Source organism: Phycicoccus sp. Root563, assembly GCF_001427915.1.
GTDB lineage: Bacteria > Actinomycetota > Actinomycetes > Actinomycetales > Dermatophilaceae > Pedococcus.
The window spans coordinates 517,218-536,850 of the sequence record NZ_LMGM01000001.1 but is presented as its reverse complement, the minus strand read 5'-3'; the positions used below and the strand labels follow the sequence as shown (position 1 = coordinate 536,850).

Sequence of the window (19,633 nt, the reverse complement as noted above, 5' to 3'; positions counted from 1 at the left end):
CGGGAAGCACGGGCACCTGAGGGGTGGTTTCGAAGTCATCGCATCCACCAACTCAACGGGAGAACCTCATGAACACCACACGCACATCAGTCCTCGCTGCAGCTGCAGCCACGGCGGCTGCACTGATGCTCGCCACGACTGCGGGCGGCGCCTCCGCCCATGAAGCCAGGGCGGGCGACGCGGTCGTCGGCCACGTGTACGAGGCCACGAACGCAGCGGCAGGGAACGCTGTCGCCGTCTTCGACCGCACGCAGGACGGTTCGCTCCGCGCAGCTGGAACAGTCGCTACCGGAGGTCTCGGCGCCGGCGCATCGCTGCACTCCCAGGGGGGTGTCGCCCGGGACGGCCGGATCTTGTTCGTGGTCAACGCCGGCGACGGTTCGGTGTCGGCCCTGGTCTCGACCCGCCGCGGTCTTGTCCTGCGAGACCGGATCAGCTCCGGCGGCGACTTCCCGGTGAGTGTCACGGTGCGGGATGGGGTCGGCTACGTGCTGAACCAGGGCGACGACACGATCCGAGGCTTCCGCTACGACGCCGACGGAGATCTGCACAGCCTGCCGGGTTCCACACGGAGCCTCACCCCCAACCCGGCAGGCGGCACCACCGACGCCGCGCAGGTCTCCTTCACCCCCGATGGGCACTCACTCATCGTGACCGAGAAGGCCGCCAACCGGATCGAGACGTTCCGAGTCGTCGGCGGCTACGCCGGGGACGCGAGGCCACACGCCTCGGCGGGTACGACGCCCTACGGCTTCGACTTCGACCGACGCGGACACCTCATCGTGTCGGAGGCGGCGACCGGATCCGCATCCTCGTACCGGGTCCGGCCTCTACGGCCCATCACCAGCGCCCTGGCCGACACGCAGAAGGCGGCCTGCTGGTTGGTCGTCGCGGGCGACTGGGCGTACGTCGTGAACGCGGCCAGCACCTCCATCTCGGCCTACCGCATCTCCCACGACGGCTCGCTGTCGCTGGCAGCGGCCGTTGCTGCGACGACTGGCGCCGGTCCCACGGACGCCGCGGTGTCGTCGGACGGACGGACCCTGTCGGTGCGTCTGGGTGACGGTTCGGTGTCTTCCTTCCGGGTCGGTGCCCAGGGAGGGCTCACCTCCACCGGCACCGCTGCCGGCACGGCATACGGAACCTCGGGCCTGAGTGCCGACTGACGGACGTCGACACCAACGGTGTCCGCTCCTCGGGGTGGGCACCGTTGGTACGGACCGGTGCCGCCCGCGAAGGACGGTCTTCGCGCCCGACGGGCGTTGTTCTCGTGACCGAACCGAGGCTGGCAGGCCATCGCGGCTCCCGGCTCCGCGACGTACCGTGGGCGGGGTGATCCGCTCGTGGCGATGGCCGGTGGTGGTGGGTTCGGCGCTGACCATCGCGGCGGTGCCGCTGGTGCTCCGTGTCCTGCCGGTCGGCGGGGAGCACGACGATGCTGCTGCTCTGCTCCAGCGGATCGTGGCGGCCAGGGGGGCGGCCTACTCGGGGTACGCCGAGTCGACGGGTGCGTTGGCCCTGCCCGTCGGCGACGAGTTCAACGACGTGTCGACCCTGCTCGGTGGTCGCACCGAGCTGCGCGTCTGGTGGCGGGACGACGACGAGTGGCGCGTGGACACCCTCGACCCGGGCGGTGAGCGGAGCCTGCGGGTCAGCCCCTCCGGGTCGTGGTCGTGGGACTTCGAGGACAACCGGGCCACACGGGCCGCCGACGCCCCCGCGGGCACGGTCCGACTGCCGAGGGCCGACGACGGTCTTCCCCCGGCGCTGGCTGCACGCCTCCTCGGTGGGGCCACCGGTGCCCAGGCGTCGATGCTGGCGGCCCGCCGGGTCGCGGGCCGGGCCGCCGACGGGTTGCGCATCCGGCCGCAGGACCCGCAGAGCAGCATCGACCGCGTGGACGTCTGGGCCGACCGTGAGTCCGGCATCCCCGTGTCGGTCGAGGTCTACGGCCGGGGCGAGTCCCGCGCAGCCATGTCGACGACCTTCCTCGACTTCGCCCCCGGGCGACCCCCGGAGGCGGCGATCTCGTTCACCCCGCCGCCGTCGGCGCGGGTGCGGATCAGCAGCCGGTTCGACCTCGTTGACGCGATCGCGCGGTTCTCACCGGCCCAGCCCCCGGACGTCCTGCGCGGGTACCCACGCCAGGACCCGCTCGCAGGCACCCGCGGCGTGGGCCTGTACGGCAGCGGAGTCACCCAGCTGGCGGTGGCCGGACTCCCGGGCCGTAGGGCGCGGTCCCTCGACCAGCAGCTGCAGCTCGCAGCGGGCTCGCACGCCGTACCGGCCGGCACCGCCGTCGACGTCGGCCCCCTCGCCCTCCTCCTGACCCGGCCCGACCGGTCGGGGATCCAGTGGCTGCTCACCGGGACGATGACCCCCCTGGGCCTCTCCGAGGCCGCGGACGAGCTGCTCCACGGTCAAGGGGCCCCGTCGTGATCCGCACCGAGGGCCTGGTCAAGCGGTATGGCGCGGTCGCGGCCGTCGACGGGATCGACCTCGACGTGCGTCCCGGTGACGTCTACGGCTTCCTCGGTGCCAACGGATCGGGCAAGACCACGACGGTGCGTTGCCTGCTCGGGCTCGTCCTGGCGACCTCGGGGGAGGTCCGGGTCCTCGGACAGCCGATGCCCGAGAACGCGGCCAGCGTGCTGCCCCGTGTCGGGGCCCTCGTCGAGGGCCCGGCTGCATACGGCCACCTCTCCGGTGCAGCGAACCTCACCATCCTCGACGCGAGCGGTCCGGCGCCCCAGGGTCCGTTGGGTGGTGGCCGTCGCGGCCGCCGGGACAGGGTGGCGCAGGCCCTCTCGCTCGTCGGCCTCGCGTCCGTGGGCCGTCGTCCGGTGCGTGCCTACTCGCTCGGCATGCGTCAGCGGCTGGGGCTGGCCGGTGCCCTCCTGCGCCAGCCCGAGCTCCTCGTCCTCGACGAGCCGACGAACGGGCTCGACCCCCAGGGCATCCTCGAGGTCAGGACCCTCCTGCAGACCCTCAACGCCGCCGGCACGACGGTCTTCCTCTCCAGCCACCTGCTCGCCGAGGTCGAGGAGCTCTGCACCCGCATCGGGCTGCTCGACCGTGGCCGGCTGGTCGTCCAGGAGGACCTCGCCACGTTGCGGGCACCCACCGGCAGAGTGGTGGTGCGCACCCCTGACGCCGACGAGGCGCACCGCCTCCTCGACGGCCGCGTCGAGGTGCGGGAGGACGACCTGCTCTTCGTCCGCACCGCCGACGCCGCTGAGATCAACGCCCGGCTCGTGGCCGCGGGGCTGCGCGTCGTGGAGCTCGGACCCGAGCGCCGCCGCCTCGAGGACGTCATCGCCGAGCGCACCAGCGCGCGGGCTCCGGGAGAGGTGGCCCGGTGATCGTCGTCGAGCTCGGCAAGCTCTTCCGCCGCCGCCGCACCTGGCTGACCATCGCCCTGCTCAACCTGCTGCCGACGATCGTGGCGGTGCTGCTCGCGGTGACCGGTATCGCGCCGCGTCCGGGTCAGGGGCCCGCCTTCCTCTCGGCCGTGGTGGCCAACGGGTCGCTGTTCGCGATCGCGGCCCTGGCCATCGTGCTCCCGCTCTTCCTGCCGATCTCCGTTGCCGTCGTCGCCGGGGAGGCGGTGGCGGGTGAGTCCCAGGCAGGAACGTTGCGGTACCTGCTGATCCGCCCTGTCGGCCGTACGCGGCTGCTCGTGGCCAAGCTGGTCGCGAGCACGGCATACGTCCTCGTGTCGGTGCTCACCGTGGCTGCCGTCGGGTTCGTCGTGGGGCGGCTCACGCTCGGGAACGCACCGCTGTCGCAGTCCATGGTCAGCGTCTCGGGCACCCTGCTCACTCCCGGTCAGATCGCCTGGCGCACCGTGCTGGCGATCGCCTTCATCACCTTCTCGATGCTCGGGGTGGCGACGATGGCGCTGTTCCTGTCGACGCTGACCGACTCACCGCAGACGGCGACCCTGGGCGCACTCGCCTTCCTCATTGGGTCCTCCCTGCTGCTCACGATCGACGCGGCCCGTCCCCTGCAGCCCTACCTGCCGACGCGGTACTGGCTGACGTTCGTCGACCTCTACCGTGACCCCCTGCTGCTGAGCGGGGTCGAGCGGGGCGTCGGGTTGCAGGCCGTCTACGTCGCCGTGCTCCTCGGGGCTGCATGGGCCAACTTCGCCACCAAGGACATCACGAGCTGAGTCGGGCGCAGTCCGACGGACCCCACGCGGGGATGGGCTCCGCGCCGATGGACCCGGCCACCAGGCCCACGACGACGACGTCCTCGGGCAGACCCGAGTGGCGCACCCCGTCCGTGGGACACACCTGCTGGACCGAGACGCTGGTCGCGCCGTCGAGCTCGGCCGACGCCGCGGGCACCACCACGTCGTCCTGGGTCGTCCACACCGCGAGGTAACGGGGACCGCGGGGGAGTGGAGCGCTGTTCAGCCGAGCCAGCACGGGACTCTCCGGGGCCAGCTGCTGGCACGCCACCGGGCAGGCGCCGGCGACCAGCGAGCCGAGGGCGGCGAGCTGGGTCCCGTGGTGGGGCGACCCGAGGGTGACCAGCCGACGCACGGAGCTGGCTCCGCCGCCCTCCTGCACCCAGAGCCGAGCCACCACACCTCCCGCGGAGTAGCCGACGACGTCCACCGAGGTCGCCCCGGTGCGGGCGAGGACGCCGGCTGCGACGTGGGCGAGCTCGTCGGCCTGGCGCTGCAGGTCGCCGAGGGCCTGGTCAGGCAGCTGGACGACCGTGACGTCCCGGCCTGCCGAGCGCAGGGTCGAGGCGAGTCGGCCGAACGCGGAGGTCGAGCCGCCGTACCCGGGAACGAGCAGCACCGGTCCCGGCACGGCCTGGTCGACCGGCCTGGCCGCGCCGTCGCGTCCCACGACGACGGCGACCCCTGAGGCAGCGATCGCGACGAGGACCAGGCCGCCGACAGCAAGGGTCAGGCGCCGTCTGGCCGGGGCGAGGGAAGAGAGCACCCGACCATCATGCGTCCGGCCCCCCCGACTGGGAGAAGCAGCGGCCCCGGCTCCCTTGTTTCGCCTTCCCGAGTGTGGTTGCGTGGCGAGACCGTCCCCGCCGTCCGGCGAGGTGCCACAGCGAGGTGGGATCGATGGACTCGTACGACTACGTCATCGTGGGGGCGGGATCGGCGGGCGCCGTGGTCGCTGCCCGGCTGAGCGAGGACCCGGACGTCCGGGTCTGCCTGCTCGAGGCCGGCGGGCCGCCACCTCCCGCAGAGCTGGTGCCGGCCGCCGTCGCCAGCCTGCAGAACGACCCCGCGACCGACTGGATGTACAACGGTGATCCCGGCGGGGTCGGCAAGGGCCTGGTCGGCGGTCGGATGATGGTGCCCCGCGGGAAGATGCTCGGCGGCTCCTCCGGACTCAACTACATGGCGTACGTGCGGGGGCACCCGGGCGACTTCGACTCGTGGGCCGCAGGGGGCGCGGTCGGCTGGTCCTACGAGGAGGTCCTTCCGTACTTCCTCAAGGCCGAGGGGTTCGTGGGCAGCCCCGACCTCCACGCCGACCCCGACGCCCACGGCCACGACGGCCCGGTGGGGGTGTCGGTGCGTCAGCCGATCCTGCGTGCCTCGGTGCAGTTCGTGGAGGCCGCGGGCGCCGCAGGACTGAAGCAGGGTGACTACAACGGTCGTGACCGCCTCAACCCCGACGGGGTTGCCTCGCTCTTCCAGACGACGACGAAGGACGGCAGGCGGAGCTCGACCTTCCACGCCTACCTCGAGCCGGCGATGGACCGGGACAACCTGACGGTGGTCACCGGCGCCCTCGTCGAGCGGGTCCTGTTCGAGACGGCCGGTGAGGTGCCTCGCGCCACCGGGGTCGCCTACCGCACCGAGCACGGCACGTCCGAGACGGTGGCCGCGAGCACCGAGGTGGTGCTGTGCGCAGGCGCCATCGGGTCGCCGCACCTGCTCCTGCTCTCAGGGGTCGGGTCCCGAGAAGAGCTCACGGACGTCGGGGTGGCCTGCGTCGTGGACCTCCCCGCCGTCGGGCGCCATCTCAAGGACCACCTGCACACACCCTTGATGTTCGCCGCCGACGGCATCGGGGAGACGATGACCGAGGTGGCGATGTCGCTCGGGCCGGATGCACTGCGGGCCCCCGCCGGACCGCTGCCGGCCGACCCCGCGGACGACGACGACCTGCCCGAGCCCCTCGCGGCGGCCAAGGCCGAGGCCGAGCGCCGCATCGGCGAGTGGTTCACGACCGGCAGCGGCCTCGCCTCGTCCTCCCTCTACGACGCGGTCGCGTTCTTCTCGACCGGACTGGGCGACGACCACACGCACGACGCGCAGATCGGCTTCCTCGCGACCGGCTACACACCGGCGATCTGGGAGGGCGTCTTCCGGCTGCCGCCGGCTGCCTTCTTCGAGGATCCGGAGACCTTCCTGGACCCGACGCGCGGGCAGGTCGTGGTGCTGCCCAATCCCGTGCAACCCCACTCCGAGGGTTCGGTGACGCTGGCCAGTGCGGACCCCGCGGTACCGCCGACGATCGACTTCAACTACTTCGGCGACCCGCACGACGTGACGGTCATGATCGCCGTGATGCGCCGAGCACTCGAGGTCGCGCAGGCATGGCCCGGCGGCGGCCTCGGCGAGCCGGTCATCCCGCCGCACCTGGCTCAGGCACACGGCCACGTCGCCGGCTCCGAGCCGAGCGACGAGCTGCTCGAGGACCTTGCCCGCCACTACGCGCTGACCGTCTACCACGCGACGTCGACCTGTCGGATCGGTGACGTCGTCGACCCGCGGCTGCGGGTCCACGGCATCGAGGCCCTGCGCGTGGCCGACGCCAGCGTCATGCCGAACGTCGTCAGCGGCAACACCAACGCCGCCGCAATCATGATCGGGGAGAAGGCCGCCGAGCTCATCGCCGCGGACCACGGGGTCCACCTCCACGAGGTGGTCGGCTGACGGCCTGGTCGGCTCGCGCCTGCAGGGACCCCGGACTCAGGCCGGCGGCACTCGTGGGCCCCTTCGTGGGGAGCGCGACGGCTGGGTCGAGATGCGCAGCAGCTCGGCAGCCGGCCCGCGGGGTCGTTGGTGGGGGTTCCAGATCGCTCGCAGGGCGCGCGGCATGGAGAGGTCGGTGACCTTCACGCGCACCAGGCGTCCGGTCGCGAGGTCGTCCACGACGGCAAGGGAGGACAGGATGGTGGGAACGCCCATGGTGCGGGCCGCGTCGCGCACGGCTGCCGTGGAGGCGAGGGTGTGCAGGGGCGAGGCGTGGCCCGGCAGTGCCTGCTGGATGTGGGTGCGGGTCCCGGAACCGTCCTCCCGCAGGATGAGCGGGGTCATCGACAGCTCGGCCGTGTCGATGCCTCGCCGCCTCCGCGCCCAGGGGTGGTCCGGCGGCGCCACGACGATGAGCTCGTCGTGGGCGACGGTCCTGGAGCGCAGCCCTCGGGGGATCTGCGGCGTCTCGACGTAGCCCAGGTCGACCGCACCGTTCGTGACGGCCTCGATGACGGACCGGGAGTTGCCCGGTTCGACCTGGAGGGCGACATCCGGGTGCGCGCGGCGCAGCCGGGTGGCCCACTGGGGGAGGAGCGCCTCGGAGATCGTGTTGCTCGCCGCCACGAGGAGGGTGCGCCCGGAGGCGTCCATCCCCTGTATGCCGTCGCCCAGGTCCCGGGCTGCCTCCAGCACCCGCTCTGCCCAGGCAAGCACCAGCTGTCCTTGCCCCGTCGGCCTGACGCCGCCGCTCGACCGCTCGAGCACCGCGAGGCCCATCAAGGTCTCTGCGGCGGAAATCCGTGCACTGACTGCCTGCTGGCTGATTCCCAGCTCACGGGCAGCAGCCCCCATGCTGCCGTGGGCGGCGGCAGCAGTCAGGGCCGACAGCTGCTCGAGCGACGGGATGCGATGGAGGCTCTGCACCCCTGCACCCTAGGGGCTCACAAGCATCTCTTGTGGCGCGACACCATCGGGCCGGGTACCGCACGTCGCCTCGCGGGCCCAGAGTGAGGCTCATGAGAACCGTTGTGGGCCAGGTCGCCACGCGCCTGCCCCGAGAGCGAAGTGGGCGCTCGGCTCGACCCGTCCTGCCTCCGGCGGGACCGGTGTGGTTCTCCTCCGTCATGGGAACGGGGATCCTGGCGACCCTCCTTGCACGTGACGCCTCCCAGGTCCCGGTCCTGCTGGTGCCGGCGTCGCTGCTGACGCTGGTCGGCGTGCTGCTGCTCATCGGGCTGACGGCTTCTTTCGGTGGGCGTGCCGCTCGCGACCCGGCCGTCCTGACGAACACCCTCCGCGACCCAGCAGTGGTGCCGACATGGGGCACCGTGTCGATGGGCATCCTCTCGATCGGTTCAGCGCTGCTCACCGTGCTGCCACAGCTAGGGGCGCACGCCGCTTCCGGCGCCCCCGCCCGATGGGTGGTGGTCACCGATGCAGGGTGCTGGGTGGTGGGCACGGGCCTCGGTGTCGTCACCGCCTTCGGGTTCGCCACCGTCCTGCTCAGGCGAAACCTCCGGGACCCGGTCCCCGCGTGGGGGCTCCCGCTGGTGCCGCCGATGGTGTCCGCGACGACCGGCGCGGCCCTGATCCCCCAGGTCGGCCCCCACGTCCGCATGGCCCTCCTCGTGGCCGTCGTCGCCTGCTTCTTCCTCGCGCTGTTCCTCGGGACGCTCGTCTTCGCGACGGCCTACCACCACCACTTCCGGAGAGCGGCCCTACCGATCGCAGCCTCGGCCTCGGCCTGGATCCCGTTGGGCATGGTCGGTCAGTCGATGGCCGCGGCCCAGGTGATCGCGAGCCAGAGCTCGCCGCTCCTCACGCCCTCAGCGGCCGATGCCGCTCGACGCCTGGCCGACGCCTACGGCTACGTGATGCTCGCCGTCGCCGTGCCGGTGGTCGCCCACGCCGTCACGATGACGGTGCGAGGAGTCCGCGCACGTATGCCGTTCAGCCCGGGATGGTGGGCGCTGACCTTCCCCATCGGCACCCTGGCCCTCGGTACGCGGCTCCTGGGCAGCTCGACGAGTCACCCCTGCATCACGGCGGTCGGCGTGGCCGCGACCGCGGCGCTGTGTGGCACCTGGGCCCTCTGCGCCGTCGCGAGCGTGGTGACGATCCGGCGGGTGCACGCCCGGCGGTGACGCCGGCGGACGTGACGGCCGGGGCCACCCGGCACACAGGTCCGGTGGCCCGCCGTGCTTCCGGCCGCGCGGGGTCAGGATCCCTGGCGCGCCGCCTGCTTGGCCGCCCGCTCCTCGCGGCGGGCGACGAAGCGAGCCGCCTCCTCGTCGAGGGAGGCGACCGCGGTCGCGAGCTCCTCCCGGGCCTGCTCGCCGGAGGCGTCAAGGCCCTCGAGGTCCCAGACACCCCACTGGCGCAGCATCGGGGTCACGATGTCGTCATGGTGGATGCGCAGGTCGTAGATGCCGGCCATGGCCATCTGCACCGCCTTGCGCCCGAAGCCGGGGATGATCGAGCCGGGCATCTGGAACGTCACGACCTCGTCGGTGATCGCCCGCATGGTCTGGTTCGGGGTCAGCTCCAGGGCCGCCTGGACGAGGTTCCGGTAGAAGATCATGTGGAGGTTCTCGTCCTTGGCGACCCGCGTGAGCAGCTTCTCCGCGATCGGCTCCTCGGTGTAGCGGCCCGTGTTCCGGTGCGAGACACGGGTGGCCAGCTCCTGGAACGAGACGTAGGCGCAGATGTTGAGCAGCGCCTTGTCACCTGAGTCGTAGCCGGTCTCCATCGTGTCCATGCGGGCCCGCTCGAGCTCGTCGGGGTCGACGCCCCGGGTGACGAGCAGGTAGTCGCGGATGCAGAACGCGTGTCGCCCTTCCTCGGCGGTCCACCGGTTGACCCAGGTGCCCCAGGCACTGTCGCGGCCGAAGGCCTGGTCGATCACGCGGTGGTAGCTGGGCAGGTTGTCCTCGGTGAGGAGGTTGACCTCCAGGGCCGTCCGGGCGATCGGCGAGAGCTGCGACTGGTCCGGTGACCACGGGTCGCCCCCCAGCTCAGCGAAGTCGCGGCCCATCGACCACGGCACGTACTCGTGCGGCATCCAGTCCTGGGCGGCCTCGAGGTGACGGTTGAGGTTCTCCTCGACCACCGGCTCGAGTGCGGCGAGCAACTGGGCGCTGTCGAGTGTGGCGGCCACGGGGTCCTCCTCGGTGACGAACGCGAAGGTCGCGCCCACCCCCTGCCTACACCCTCACGAGCCACCGGGCCAGAGCGACGGACCGGCCACGACGTACCTGCGTGCCGGGCGAAGCGGCCGACGCCGACCGCGTGTCCGAAAAGTGGCGATCGCCCTGTCTGCGCCGGAGATTGGCCGCCAAGGTGAACTCTGTGTGCGCGGGGCTCGTGGTGAGCAGTATCCGACCACGCGTGCTCAAGCGCGCTCGAGCAGAGGAAGTCTGATGAGAGTTCACAGATCCATCGCTCTGGCCGCGGTCGCGGTCATCGCCGTCGCCGCCCCGGTGGCTGCGGCCACTGCCCTCGCAGATCCCATCCCTTCACCCATCCCGGTCAGCAACACCCGCATCGCTCTCAAGCCCGTGGCCACCGGTCTGGTGGCTCCCGTCACCGGCGCCGTGGCTCCCGGAGACCACGACCACCTCTACATCGCGGACCAGGGCGGCCAGATCTGGCAGGTCGACGTCCGCGGGAGGTCACCGAAGACCTTGGTCGCCGACCTGTCCGCGCGGCTCGTCTCGGACCTCGCCAAGGTGATCCCCGGACTGCCCTACGACGAGCGGGGCCTGCTCGGCCTCGCCTTCGACCCGGGGTACAAGCACAACGGCCTGCTCTACACGTTCACGTCCGAGAACCCCACTCCCTCACCGGACTTCACGACGCAGCCCGGGGTCACGCCCGGGGGAGGACAGACCGTGATCGCGCAGTGGAAGGTCCGGAACGCGCGGGCCGAGCACCCGGTGGTCGACCCGAGCACGCGACGCGAGCTGATGCGCATCGACAAGCCGCAGTTCAACCACAACGGCGGTGAGATCGCCTTCGGTCCCGACGGCAAGCTCTACATCGCGATCGGTGACGGGGGCGCTGCGGACGACCAGGGTCCGGGGCACGTCGCGGGTGGCAACGCGCAGAGCCTCGCTGCGGGCAACGTCCTCGGCAAGGTGCTGCGCATCGACCCGCACGGACACAACTCGGCCAACGGGCAGTACGGCATCCCCAGGAGCAACCCGTTCGTCGGTCGCGAGGGTGCGGACGAGATCTGGGCCTACGGCTTCCGCAACCCCTACCGGTTCTCCTTCGACTCCCGCTCCGGTCGCCTCGTGGTCGGTGAGGTGGGCCAGAACGACATCGAGGAGGTGGACGTGGTTCGCCCGGGCCGCAACTACGGCTGGCCGGTCAAGGAGGGCAGCTTCCTGTTCGACAACGGCGGCGACGGCCCCGGCTTCGTGACGGCAAATTCGCCGGGCAGCCCCGCAGGGCTGGTCGACCCGGTGCTCGAGTACGACCACACCGCGCCCGGTGGGACGCGGTGCGGCGGTGGGGCGCCGGCCAGCGCCTGCCAGGGCATCGCCGTGGTGGGCGGTTACGTCTACCGCGGCCACGACGTGAAGGCCCTTCGTGGGCACTACGTCTTCGGTGACTACTCGCGGGCCTTCGCCCAACCGCTGGGGCGGTTGTTCGTCAACAAGGGCTCGGCGGTCACCTCGCTGCAGGACCCCGGCATCGCCGTGTTCGGGTTCGCCCAGGACCGCAGGGGTGAGCTCTACGTCCTCGGCAACACCACTGGGGTCCTGTCCGGGACGACCGGCACCGTCCTGCGGATCACCCGGCCCTGACCTCCGGTCGACCGGTCGCCGGCCCCGGCGACTGCGTCGATGCCCCGGCCCCTCTCATCGTCGGATGAGGGGGGCCGCCGCATGCGTCCCACCGCAACCAGGGCCCTGAGAGGTCAGGGCCGTCAGCCCGTGGACGGTTGACTGCCCTTGCGTGCCAGGCGCAGGCGGGCGTTCTCCTCCTCGAGCACGAGGACCATCCCGATCCCCGCGAGGTTGAGGCCCGCATCGAGGAGGTCGCCGATCCGGCGCAGCCGGTCCAGGTCGTTGGCGCTGTAGCGACGGGTGCCTCCGTCGGTGCGGTTGGGCTCGATCAGCCCACGCGCCTCATACAGGCGCAGGTTCTGCGCGCCCATCCCGACCAGCTCGGCGGCCACGGAGATCGCGTAGACGCCGCGGTCGCCGTCGGGGGCCGGTGTCGCTGCGGGCGCGCGCCCTGCTGAGGAATCCTGTCTGGCCACTTGCGACAGTATGGTCAGTGGTGCTACAAGAAATCTATAGCAGCGGCATCAGATGTTGCTCTGGATGGTGCCGCTGTGGGGAGCATCAGAACAACACAACGGAGGTGAAGACGATGCTGATGCGCACCGACCCGTTCCGTGAGCTGGACCGGCTCACCCAGCAGGTGTTCGGCCCGGACGGCACCTTGGCCCGTCCTTCGGTCATGCCCATGGATGCCTGGCGTGAGGGAGACGTGTTCCACGTCGAGTTCGACCTGCCCGGCGTGAGCCAGGAGGCGATCGACATCGACGTGGAGCGCAACGTCGTCACGGTCAAGGCCGAACGTCCGGCCAGGGCCAGCGACGCCGAGCTCCTCGCCGCAGAGCGACCGCGTGGGGTGTTCAGCCGGCAGCTCGTGCTGGGCGACAACCTCGACACCGGCCACATCGAGGCCAGCTACGACACCGGAGTGCTCTCGCTGCGGATCCCTGTCGCGGAGCAGGCCAAGCCCCGCAAGGTCGAGATCGCCAGCAGGCACGAAGGACAGCAGGCGATCAGCGCCTGAGCCGCGGGTGGTGGTGACCATGGCCGCGAGCCCCGCTGATCGCAGCGACCTCGCCACTGGATCGTGCGAGGACTTCTTCGACCTCGTGCTGGCCGATGAGGACTTCCTGCGCGAGGAGTTCGACGCGATCATCGGCGAGGCATGGGCGAAACCCCCAGCGGGACGTGGGAGCGCGAGAGGGGCGACGGCACCGGGCGACCGGCCGAACCCACGACGGTCCGTATGGCTCCGGGCCGCCACCCCCGCGCGACCGCAGCCACGACCCGTCAAAGGTCGCCGTCGACAGCGCTCACCTCCGGGCGCGTCTCGGCCCCGCGTCGGGAGGTGACGGCACAGCCAGCCGGTGGGCGTGTCAGCTCGTGCCCGCCGGCTGGCCAGCGTCCGTGGTGTTCGGGCGTTTCGAAGAAGTTTCGAAGGGGCTCCTGCCATCATGCCGACATGAGACCCGGCACCGGCGACGAGTCCGCCCTGGACGCCCGGCTGACGGGGCTGGCCCGGGTGACCGCCGAGCTGATCGAGGCCAGGACCTCGGACGCGGTCACGAAGGTGGTGGTCGAACACAGTGCGGTCGCGGTCGGTGCCACCATCGCGTCCCTGACGCTGCGTGCCGAGGACGACGAGGTGCGACTCGCGGGTCTGTTCGGCGGGCTCGACGGGGACGCGGAGGTGTTCGCCTCGTATCCGCTCGCCACCGCGACTCCAGCGGCGGACGTCATCCGTTCAGGACGACGGATGGTGCTGGTTGGGCGTGAGGCGATCCTCGAGGCGTACCCCACGGTGCCCCGGATGGACCGAGGGGAACGCTCCATCCTGGTCCTGCCGCTCAACACGGCGGACGGCACGCTGGGTGCGGTCGGACTGTCCTTTCCCGGACGCCGGCACTTCGAGAACGCCGAGCTGAACTTCCTCGACATCCTTGCCGACAGCTGCGCGCAGGCGCTGCTGCGCATCCGGGCCGAGGGGCAGGCTGCTGAACGACAGGCCCAGCTCTCCTTCCTGGTCGAGGCGTCGGCCGAGCTCGCCAGCAGCCTCGACTACGAGGCCACGCTGGCTCGGGTCGCGCAGCTTGCTGTCCCGAGCCGCGCCGACTGGTGCGCCATCGACCTGGTCAAGGACAACCGACTTCGACGCCTCGCGGTGGCCCACGTCGATCCTGCGAAGGTCGAGTACGCCCACGAGCTGGCACAGCGGTATCCGAGCGACCCGGACTCGGGCAATGGACCGTGGCAGGTGATGCGCACGGGACGCAGCGAGCTCATCCCCGAGATCACGGACGAGATGCTCGTCGCCGCGGCCCGCGACGACGAGCACCTCCGGATCGCACGGGAGCTGGCGCTCCACAGCGCGATCACCGTGCCGCTGATCGCCCGTGGACGAACCCTCGGGGTGATGACCTGGGTCAGGGCCGAGTCCCGGGTCCGCTACGACCAGGCCGACGTCGAGCTCGCCGAGGAGCTCGCGCGCCGGGCCGCCGTCTCCATCGACAACTCCGACCTGCACAGCCAGACGTCGGCAGTGGCGGGACGTCTCCAGCACGCCGTGCTCCCACGCGCCCTGCCGGCGCTGGTGGGTTGTGATGCAGCCGCGCACTACTCGCCCTCCGGTCGCACCGGTGTCGGTGGAGACTTCTACGACGTGCTCTCCCTGCCCGACGGACGGGTTGCCGTGTTCGTCGGGGACGTGATGGGCCGCGGGGTGGAGGCCGCAGCCTCCATGGCCCAGATGCGTGCCTCCGTGCGCGCGTATGTCGCCGTGGACCCGCGACCCGACGTCGTGCTCACCAAGCTGGACATGATGATGGCCGCGTACGGGGAGGACCAGCTCGTCACGCTCGTCTACCTGGTGGCCGACCCGAGCAGGAACGAGATCGTGGTGGCCAACGCAGGACACCCGGCGCCGACCCTGCTGCGCGACGGCGGGGTGGTCGAGCACCTTCCCTGCGCTGACGGGGCTCCGCTCGGGATCGTCGGGCCGCGGCGTCGCCGGAGCACGTTCAGCTTCTGCCCCGGCGACACGATCGTCGTGTTCACCGACGGCCTGATCGAGCGGCGCACCGAGGACATCGACGCGGGTAGGACTCGACTCGAGGAGGCGCTGTCCGGCCTCCGCGGCGACGACCTCAGCAGTGGCCTCGACGGCTTGGTCGGGCGAGTGCGCGACGACACCCAGGACGACGACGTCGCCGCGGTGGCCCTCCGCCGACACGGCGGCGGACTGCAACCACACCTCTCGAGCTAGGCCCCCGAGAGCCCACCACCGGCAGAGCTTCGGGTGACCACACCAGTGCCGTCACCCGCCTCGGCCGCGAGCCCGATGACGATGTCCAGCAGGCTTCGCGCCGGCTCTTCGCGGGAGAAGGCCGGATCACCGAGTCCATCGACGATCCGGTCGGCGACGGCTGCCAGCTTGATGTTGTGCTGGCTCGAATAGGTGCGGAGGAGGTCGAAGGCCACGTCCTCGTCGATGCCGAAGGTGACCATCAGGGCGCCCTTGGCCTGCTCGATGGCGGCCCGGTTCTCGGCCGACGCCGCGACCGCGACCCGGGCCCCCTCGCGCATCGCCTCGGTGATGTCCGCGACGAACCCCGTCAGTCGCTTGACCGTTCCCGCCACTGCCTCGCTGCGACCCACGAGGACCAGCCGACGGGCTCGCCCGTGCGCGTCGGTCATGGTGTAGACGCACGAGTAGGGACCGGCGTCCTCGAGGTGGTGCTGGAACCGGGACAGCATCGCGGCCCGGTCGTCGAGGACGATGCGGGCAAGCATCGCCTCCGTGGTGGGCTCCTCACCCTCGTCGAGGCCGTGCAGGTCACGGAGCCCCTGTGACCACGACCAGCGGCGCCCCTCCACCTGGTACTCGAAGAACATCGCCTGTCCGTCAGGCTGCACTGCGTGCCGGGCCACCGTTTCCTCCTACGTGACGACCCTGGGGATCTCTCAAGCGAGAAGGCCACTCCTTGACCGATCCCGATGGTACGACGGGCAGCGACCGGTGCCAACACACCGGGTCGTCGCTCGACTCGCGGTGCAGGAGGAACCGGGCCCAGGGCAATTCGAGGCCGTGGCGGTGCGCAGCACAGCCTCCTCTGCGGCCCGGAACCGCTCGGTCACGCGCTGTCGGCCGACTGGCTGTCGCGCCGGCTCGACACGGCCCGCGTCAGCTCCCGGCACAGCTCGTCAGGGTTGGCGAGGACCCACGTCGCGCCGGCTTCGTCGAGCTCGCACCTGCTGGTGCCGCCGCACTCCAGCCCGACGGATCGCGCGCCGACCGCTTGGGCCGCCTTGACGTCCCACACCGAGTCACCCACGACCAGGATCTCGCTCGGCTCCAACCCCATGCGCGACAGGGCGACGGCCACGAGGTCCTGGCTCGGCTTCGAATCCCGGACGTCGTCGATGGTGACGACCACGTCGAAGTCCGGGTGGTCGAGGACCCGCAACATCGCCTCGAGGTCCCGGCCCGCGGACGACGAGGCAAGGGCCGTGGTCAGACCCATCCGGTGGCACAGACCCACCAGGTGGCAGGCGCCCGGCAGCTCCTCGACGCGGTCGTGCCAGGTGGCGAAGATGACGTCGTGGGCGTTGACCATGTCCTCGTCGTGCCGGGGGTCACGTCCGTCGCCGAGGACGTGTGGAAGGAGGCGGTCGGCACCCATGCCGACCGCACGGTGCAGTCGCGCCATCGGGACGACGTAGCCCGACAGCTCGAGGGCCTGCCACCACGCCAGCGCGTGGAGGTAGGTGGTGTCGACCAAGGTGCCGTCGAGGTCGAAGACGATGCCCGCGGGCACGGTCAGCACAGGGTCCACGGATGACGTCACCCCGACCGGCGCCAGGTGACGTGGGCGGAGCGCGCCGCGACGGCGCCCGCCGCGAGGGTCGCCGCCGCTGCGGCCGGACGCATCCAGTGTCGTCCCCAGCGACCGTGCAGCGCCTCGCCCGCAGGCTGCGGTTCCAGAACGTTGCCCGCAGAGTTGGCCGTGGCGGAGTGGGACAGGCCGCCGATCTGCATCAACGGGGTGACGAGGGCGTCGAACAGGCCGGGGAACACCCGGAACCCGGTCACCGCCAGGTGGTTGGCTGCTCCGACGGAGACCTCGCGCCGTGAGCGCCCCAGCGCTCGGACGATCGCCCGAGCGACCTTCTCGGGCGGGTCCACCGGCGGCGGCGGACGACCGTGCCGACGGAGGTACGTGCCGGCCTGGAGGTAGACCGGGGTGTCGACCCCACCGGGGGAGACCAGGCTGACGTGGATGCCCGGCGTGCTGCGGGCCTCGACCTGGAGGGTGCGGACCAGCCCGTGCACCCCCCACTTCGCGGTCACGTAGGAGCTCATCCACGGGGTGCTGATCTTGCCCAGCAGGGAGCCGACCACGACGAGCGAGCCTCCCTCGGGGGATCGCGCGAAAGCCGACAGGGCGCTGCGGGCCACGTTCGCCGTTCCCAGGAGCGTGGTGCGCACGGCTGCGTCGAACACCTCCACCGGTACGTCCTCGAACCGGCCGTAGGCCAGCGACGCAGCCGAGTGCACGACGGCGTCGACCCGGCCGAAGACCCGCTCCGCCGAGCGGAAGGCAGCCGCCACGGCCTGGTCGTCACCCACGTCCGCCACAGCCACTCGTGCTCGTGCCCCTGCGCCCACGCACTCGGCCTGCACGGCTTCGAGTGACGCCTGGGACCGGGCGACGAGCACGAGGTCGGCGCCCTGCGAGGCGAGCAGCAGTGCGGTTGCCCGCCCGATGCCGCTGGAGGCGCCGGTGACGAGCACGGTCCTGCCGGCCCAGGACCTCACGGCTGCAGGACCACCTTGACGCAGCCGTCGGCCTTGGCCTGGAACAGCTCGTAGCCACGGGCCGCGTCGGACAGCGGGAGGATGTGCGTCGCGAGCTTCGCCGTGCCGAGCGGGTCGGCGGGGTCGAGCACGAACGGCATGATCTCGTCGATCCAGCGCTTGACGTGGCACTGACCCATCCGCAGCGAGATCCCGCGGTCGAACATCTCCATGAGCGGCAGCGGGTCGACCTCTCCACCGTAGACGCCGCTGATCGACACGGTGCCGCCTCGACGAACCGCCTTCAGGGCGGTGAGCAACGCGTCGAGCCGGTCGACCGCGAGCCGGTCGATGAGCGGCTTGGCCAGGGCATCGGGGAGCAGCCCGACAGCAGCCTGGGCGGTCTTGGCGACGGGGTTGCCGTGGGCCTCCATGCCGACGGCCTCGAGGACGCCGTCGGGCCCGCGACCCCCGGTCATCTCGATGAGCGCGGCGGCGACGTCGTCCACCTCGCGCAGGTCGAGCGTCTCGATCCCGTGCTCCCGGGCGAGGGCCAGGCGCTCGTCGACGAGATCCACGCCGATGACTCGGCCGGCACCCAGGAGCTTGCCGATCCGGGTGGCCAGCTGGCCGACCGGTCCGAGCCCGATCACGGCCAGCGTCCCGCCCTTGGGCACCTCGGCGTACTTCACGCCCTGCCACGCGGTCGGGAGGATGTCCGAGAGGTAGAGGAAGTGCTGGTCCGTGGGTCCTTCCGGCACGACGATCGGCCCGAACTGGGCCTGCGGCACCCGCAGGTACTCGGCCTGTCCACCCGGCACCGCGCCATACAGGCTGGTGTAACCGAACAGGGACGCGCCCTTTCCCTGGTCGCGGACCTGGGTCGTCTCGCACTGGGCGTAGAGGCCTCGGTCGCACATCCAGCAGTGGCCGCAGGAGATGTTGAACGGGATGACCACCCGGTCGCCCGGCTTGAGGTTGGTGACCTCGGGCCCGACCTCCTCGACGATGCCCATCGTCTCGTGACCGAGGACGTCGCCGGGCGTGAGGTACGCGCCGAGCACCTCGTACAGGTGCAGGTCGGAGCCGCAGATGGCTGTGGAGGTGACCTTGATGATCGCGTCGGTGGGCGCCTCGAGCTCGGGGTCGCGCACCTCCTCCACGCGCACGTCACGCTTTCCCTGCCACGTCAGTGCCTTCATCGGTGAGGTCCTTTCCCACGTCGCGCGTCCGAACCGGACGCGTCGTCCGTCAGTGCAGTGCCCCGTCCACCGCCGTCCCAAACCCCCGCGAACGGGGCGTGGGGGATGAGACCGACGCGCGAGCGGTGTGGCAACAGGCAACCGGCTCACCGGGGGAGTAGACCAAGGCCGTGAGCACACAGATCCACCGTCGACAGCACCCAGGGGAGGTGCGGCTCCCGGCAGCGCTCGCGGTGGTGACGGCGATCGGCCTGTATGCCGCCCTGCCGCAGAGCCTCCTCTTCGCGCCGCGGCTCGTGGTCCCGGGCCTGGAGGCGCTGCTCTTCATCCCGCTCGTGGCTGCCAACCCGCGGAGGATGACCCGCGACAACCGCGGGTTGCGCAGGGTGTCGATCGGCCTGGTCCTGCTGATCGCCATCACGAACGGCTGCGCCCTGGTCCTGCTGGTCCGCGCCCTGGTTTCGGGGCAGGCCGAGCAAGGCAGCAGCCTGCTGCTGGCGGCCCTGCAGGTGTGGCTGACGAACGTGCTCATCTTCGCGCTCGCCTTCTGGGAGCTCGACCGTGGCGGTCCCGTGGCCCGCACCCAGACCTCCCGCCCCGGCCTGCCGGTCGCGGACTTCCGTTTCCCCCAGGACGAGGACCACGACGCCATCGGCGAGGTGGCGGCCCGCTCGTCGGCCAGGTCGGGTTGGGTCCCGGGCTACATCGACTACCTCTACGTCTCGGTGACGAACTCCTCCGCGTTCAGCCCGACCGACACGATGCCGCTGTCACCTCGGGCGAAGATCCTGATGGCGTTGGAGTCCGTGTCGGCGCTGATGCTCTCGGTCCTGGTCATCGCGCGGGGGGTCAGCCTGCTCAAGTAGGCGGCGTCGGAGGT

18 protein-coding genes are annotated in these 19,633 nt (G+C 71.4%); 10 read left to right on the top strand and 8 right to left on the bottom strand.

The features are described 5' to 3' along the window. The first annotated feature begins 68 nt into the window (after positions 1-68). The 4 genes from ASD62_RS02540 (at position 69) to ASD62_RS02525 (ending at position 4,174) form a co-directional block, all read left to right on the top strand. Positions 69-1,166: a beta-propeller fold lactonase family protein gene (locus ASD62_RS02540; protein ID WP_056914625.1), complete on the top strand. Its 1,098-nt coding sequence runs from the start codon at positions 69-71 to the stop codon at positions 1,164-1,166. 166 nt (positions 1,167-1,332) lie between these two features. After that, on the top strand, positions 1,333-2,439 hold the full coding sequence (locus ASD62_RS02535) for a transcriptional regulator (protein ID WP_157581237.1): 1,107 nt from the start codon (positions 1,333-1,335) through the stop codon (positions 2,437-2,439). After that, complete coding sequence (locus ASD62_RS02530) at positions 2,436-3,362, top strand: ABC transporter ATP-binding protein (RefSeq protein ID WP_056914623.1); 927 nt, start codon at positions 2,436-2,438, stop codon at positions 3,360-3,362. Before ASD62_RS02535 ends, ASD62_RS02530 begins: the two co-directional genes overlap by 4 nt. Beyond that, a complete protein-coding gene (locus ASD62_RS02525) occupies positions 3,359-4,174 on the top strand; it encodes an ABC transporter permease (RefSeq protein ID WP_056914622.1) in 816 nt (271 codons plus the stop codon). Before ASD62_RS02530 ends, ASD62_RS02525 begins: the two co-directional genes overlap by 4 nt. On the opposite strand, the gene ASD62_RS02520 is transcribed toward ASD62_RS02525, so the two are convergent. Next, entirely contained in the window at positions 4,164-4,961 is a 798-nt protein-coding gene (locus ASD62_RS02520) for an alpha/beta fold hydrolase (RefSeq protein ID WP_082580529.1), read from the bottom strand. The two genes, ASD62_RS02525 and ASD62_RS02520, sit on opposite strands and share 11 nt — an antisense overlap. 134 nt (positions 4,962-5,095) lie before the next feature. On the opposite strand from ASD62_RS02520, the gene ASD62_RS02515 reads away from it, so the two are divergent. Further along, entirely contained in the window at positions 5,096-6,925 is a 1,830-nt protein-coding gene (locus ASD62_RS02515; RefSeq protein WP_056914621.1) for a GMC family oxidoreductase, read from the top strand. A 36-nt stretch (positions 6,926-6,961) separates the two neighbouring features. Here ASD62_RS02515 and ASD62_RS02510 read toward each other — a convergent pair whose 3' ends face one another. Further along, positions 6,962-7,891 carry a LysR family transcriptional regulator gene (locus ASD62_RS02510; protein WP_056914620.1) on the bottom strand — a complete coding sequence of 310 codons (930 nt, stop codon included), beginning with the start codon at positions 7,889-7,891 and terminating at the stop codon, positions 6,962-6,964. Between the two features lie 92 nt (positions 7,892-7,983). On the opposite strand from ASD62_RS02510, the gene ASD62_RS02505 reads away from it, so the two are divergent. Then, entirely contained in the window at positions 7,984-9,111 is a 1,128-nt protein-coding gene (locus tag ASD62_RS02505; protein WP_082580528.1) for a TDT family transporter, read from the top strand. A gap of 74 nt (positions 9,112-9,185) precedes the next feature. Here the strand turns inward: ASD62_RS02505 and ASD62_RS02500 are convergent, their stop codons facing one another. Further along, a complete protein-coding gene (locus ASD62_RS02500) occupies positions 9,186-10,124 on the bottom strand; it encodes an acyl-ACP desaturase (RefSeq protein ID WP_056917105.1) in 939 nt (312 codons plus the stop codon). A gap of 262 nt (positions 10,125-10,386) precedes the next feature. Here ASD62_RS02500 and ASD62_RS02495 point away from each other — a divergent pair, with 262 nt between their 5' ends. After that, positions 10,387-11,778, top strand: coding sequence for a sorbosone dehydrogenase family protein (locus ASD62_RS02495; protein ID WP_056914619.1), 1,392 nt, complete (start codon positions 10,387-10,389; stop codon positions 11,776-11,778). Positions 11,779-11,900: 122 nt separating this feature from the next. On the opposite strand, the gene ASD62_RS02490 is transcribed toward ASD62_RS02495, so the two are convergent. Beyond that, complete coding sequence (locus tag ASD62_RS02490) at positions 11,901-12,236, bottom strand: MerR family transcriptional regulator (RefSeq protein WP_235529166.1); 336 nt, start codon at positions 12,234-12,236, stop codon at positions 11,901-11,903. Positions 12,237-12,349: 113 nt separating this feature from the next. On the opposite strand from ASD62_RS02490, the gene ASD62_RS02485 reads away from it, so the two are divergent. Continuing rightward, complete coding sequence (locus ASD62_RS02485) at positions 12,350-12,781, top strand: Hsp20/alpha crystallin family protein (RefSeq protein WP_056914618.1); 432 nt, start codon at positions 12,350-12,352, stop codon at positions 12,779-12,781. A gap of 438 nt (positions 12,782-13,219) precedes the next feature. Continuing rightward, entirely contained in the window at positions 13,220-15,019 is a 1,800-nt protein-coding gene (locus ASD62_RS02480; RefSeq protein ID WP_056914617.1) for a GAF domain-containing SpoIIE family protein phosphatase, read from the top strand. Here the strand turns inward: ASD62_RS02480 and ASD62_RS02475 are convergent. From ASD62_RS02475 to ASD62_RS02460, 4 genes are all read right to left on the bottom strand, one after another. Next, a complete protein-coding gene (locus ASD62_RS02475; RefSeq protein WP_157581234.1) occupies positions 15,016-15,684 on the bottom strand; it encodes an ANTAR domain-containing protein in 669 nt (222 codons plus the stop codon). The genes ASD62_RS02480 and ASD62_RS02475 overlap by 4 nt on opposite strands. Before the next feature lie 203 nt (positions 15,685-15,887). After that, positions 15,888-16,589 carry an HAD family hydrolase gene (locus ASD62_RS20265; RefSeq protein WP_162246834.1) on the bottom strand — a complete coding sequence of 234 codons (702 nt, stop codon included), beginning with the start codon at positions 16,587-16,589 and terminating at the stop codon, positions 15,888-15,890. Positions 16,590-16,597: 8 nt separating this feature from the next. Continuing rightward, positions 16,598-17,572 (bottom strand): SDR family oxidoreductase, encoded by a 975-nt coding sequence (locus ASD62_RS02465; RefSeq protein ID WP_056914614.1) that lies wholly within the window; start codon positions 17,570-17,572, stop codon positions 16,598-16,600. Next, positions 17,569-18,753 carry a zinc-dependent alcohol dehydrogenase gene (locus ASD62_RS02460; protein WP_056914613.1) on the bottom strand — a complete coding sequence of 395 codons (1,185 nt, stop codon included), beginning with the start codon at positions 18,751-18,753 and terminating at the stop codon, positions 17,569-17,571. The genes ASD62_RS02465 and ASD62_RS02460 overlap by 4 nt, the downstream gene beginning before the upstream one ends. A gap of 170 nt (positions 18,754-18,923) precedes the next feature. Here ASD62_RS02460 and ASD62_RS02455 point away from each other — a divergent pair, with 170 nt between their 5' ends. Continuing rightward, the gene (locus ASD62_RS02455) at positions 18,924-19,619 is read left to right on the top strand and encodes a hypothetical protein (protein ID WP_056914612.1); all 696 of its coding nucleotides are present in this window, start codon (positions 18,924-18,926) and stop codon (positions 19,617-19,619) included. Positions 19,620-19,633: the final 14 nt, after the last annotated feature.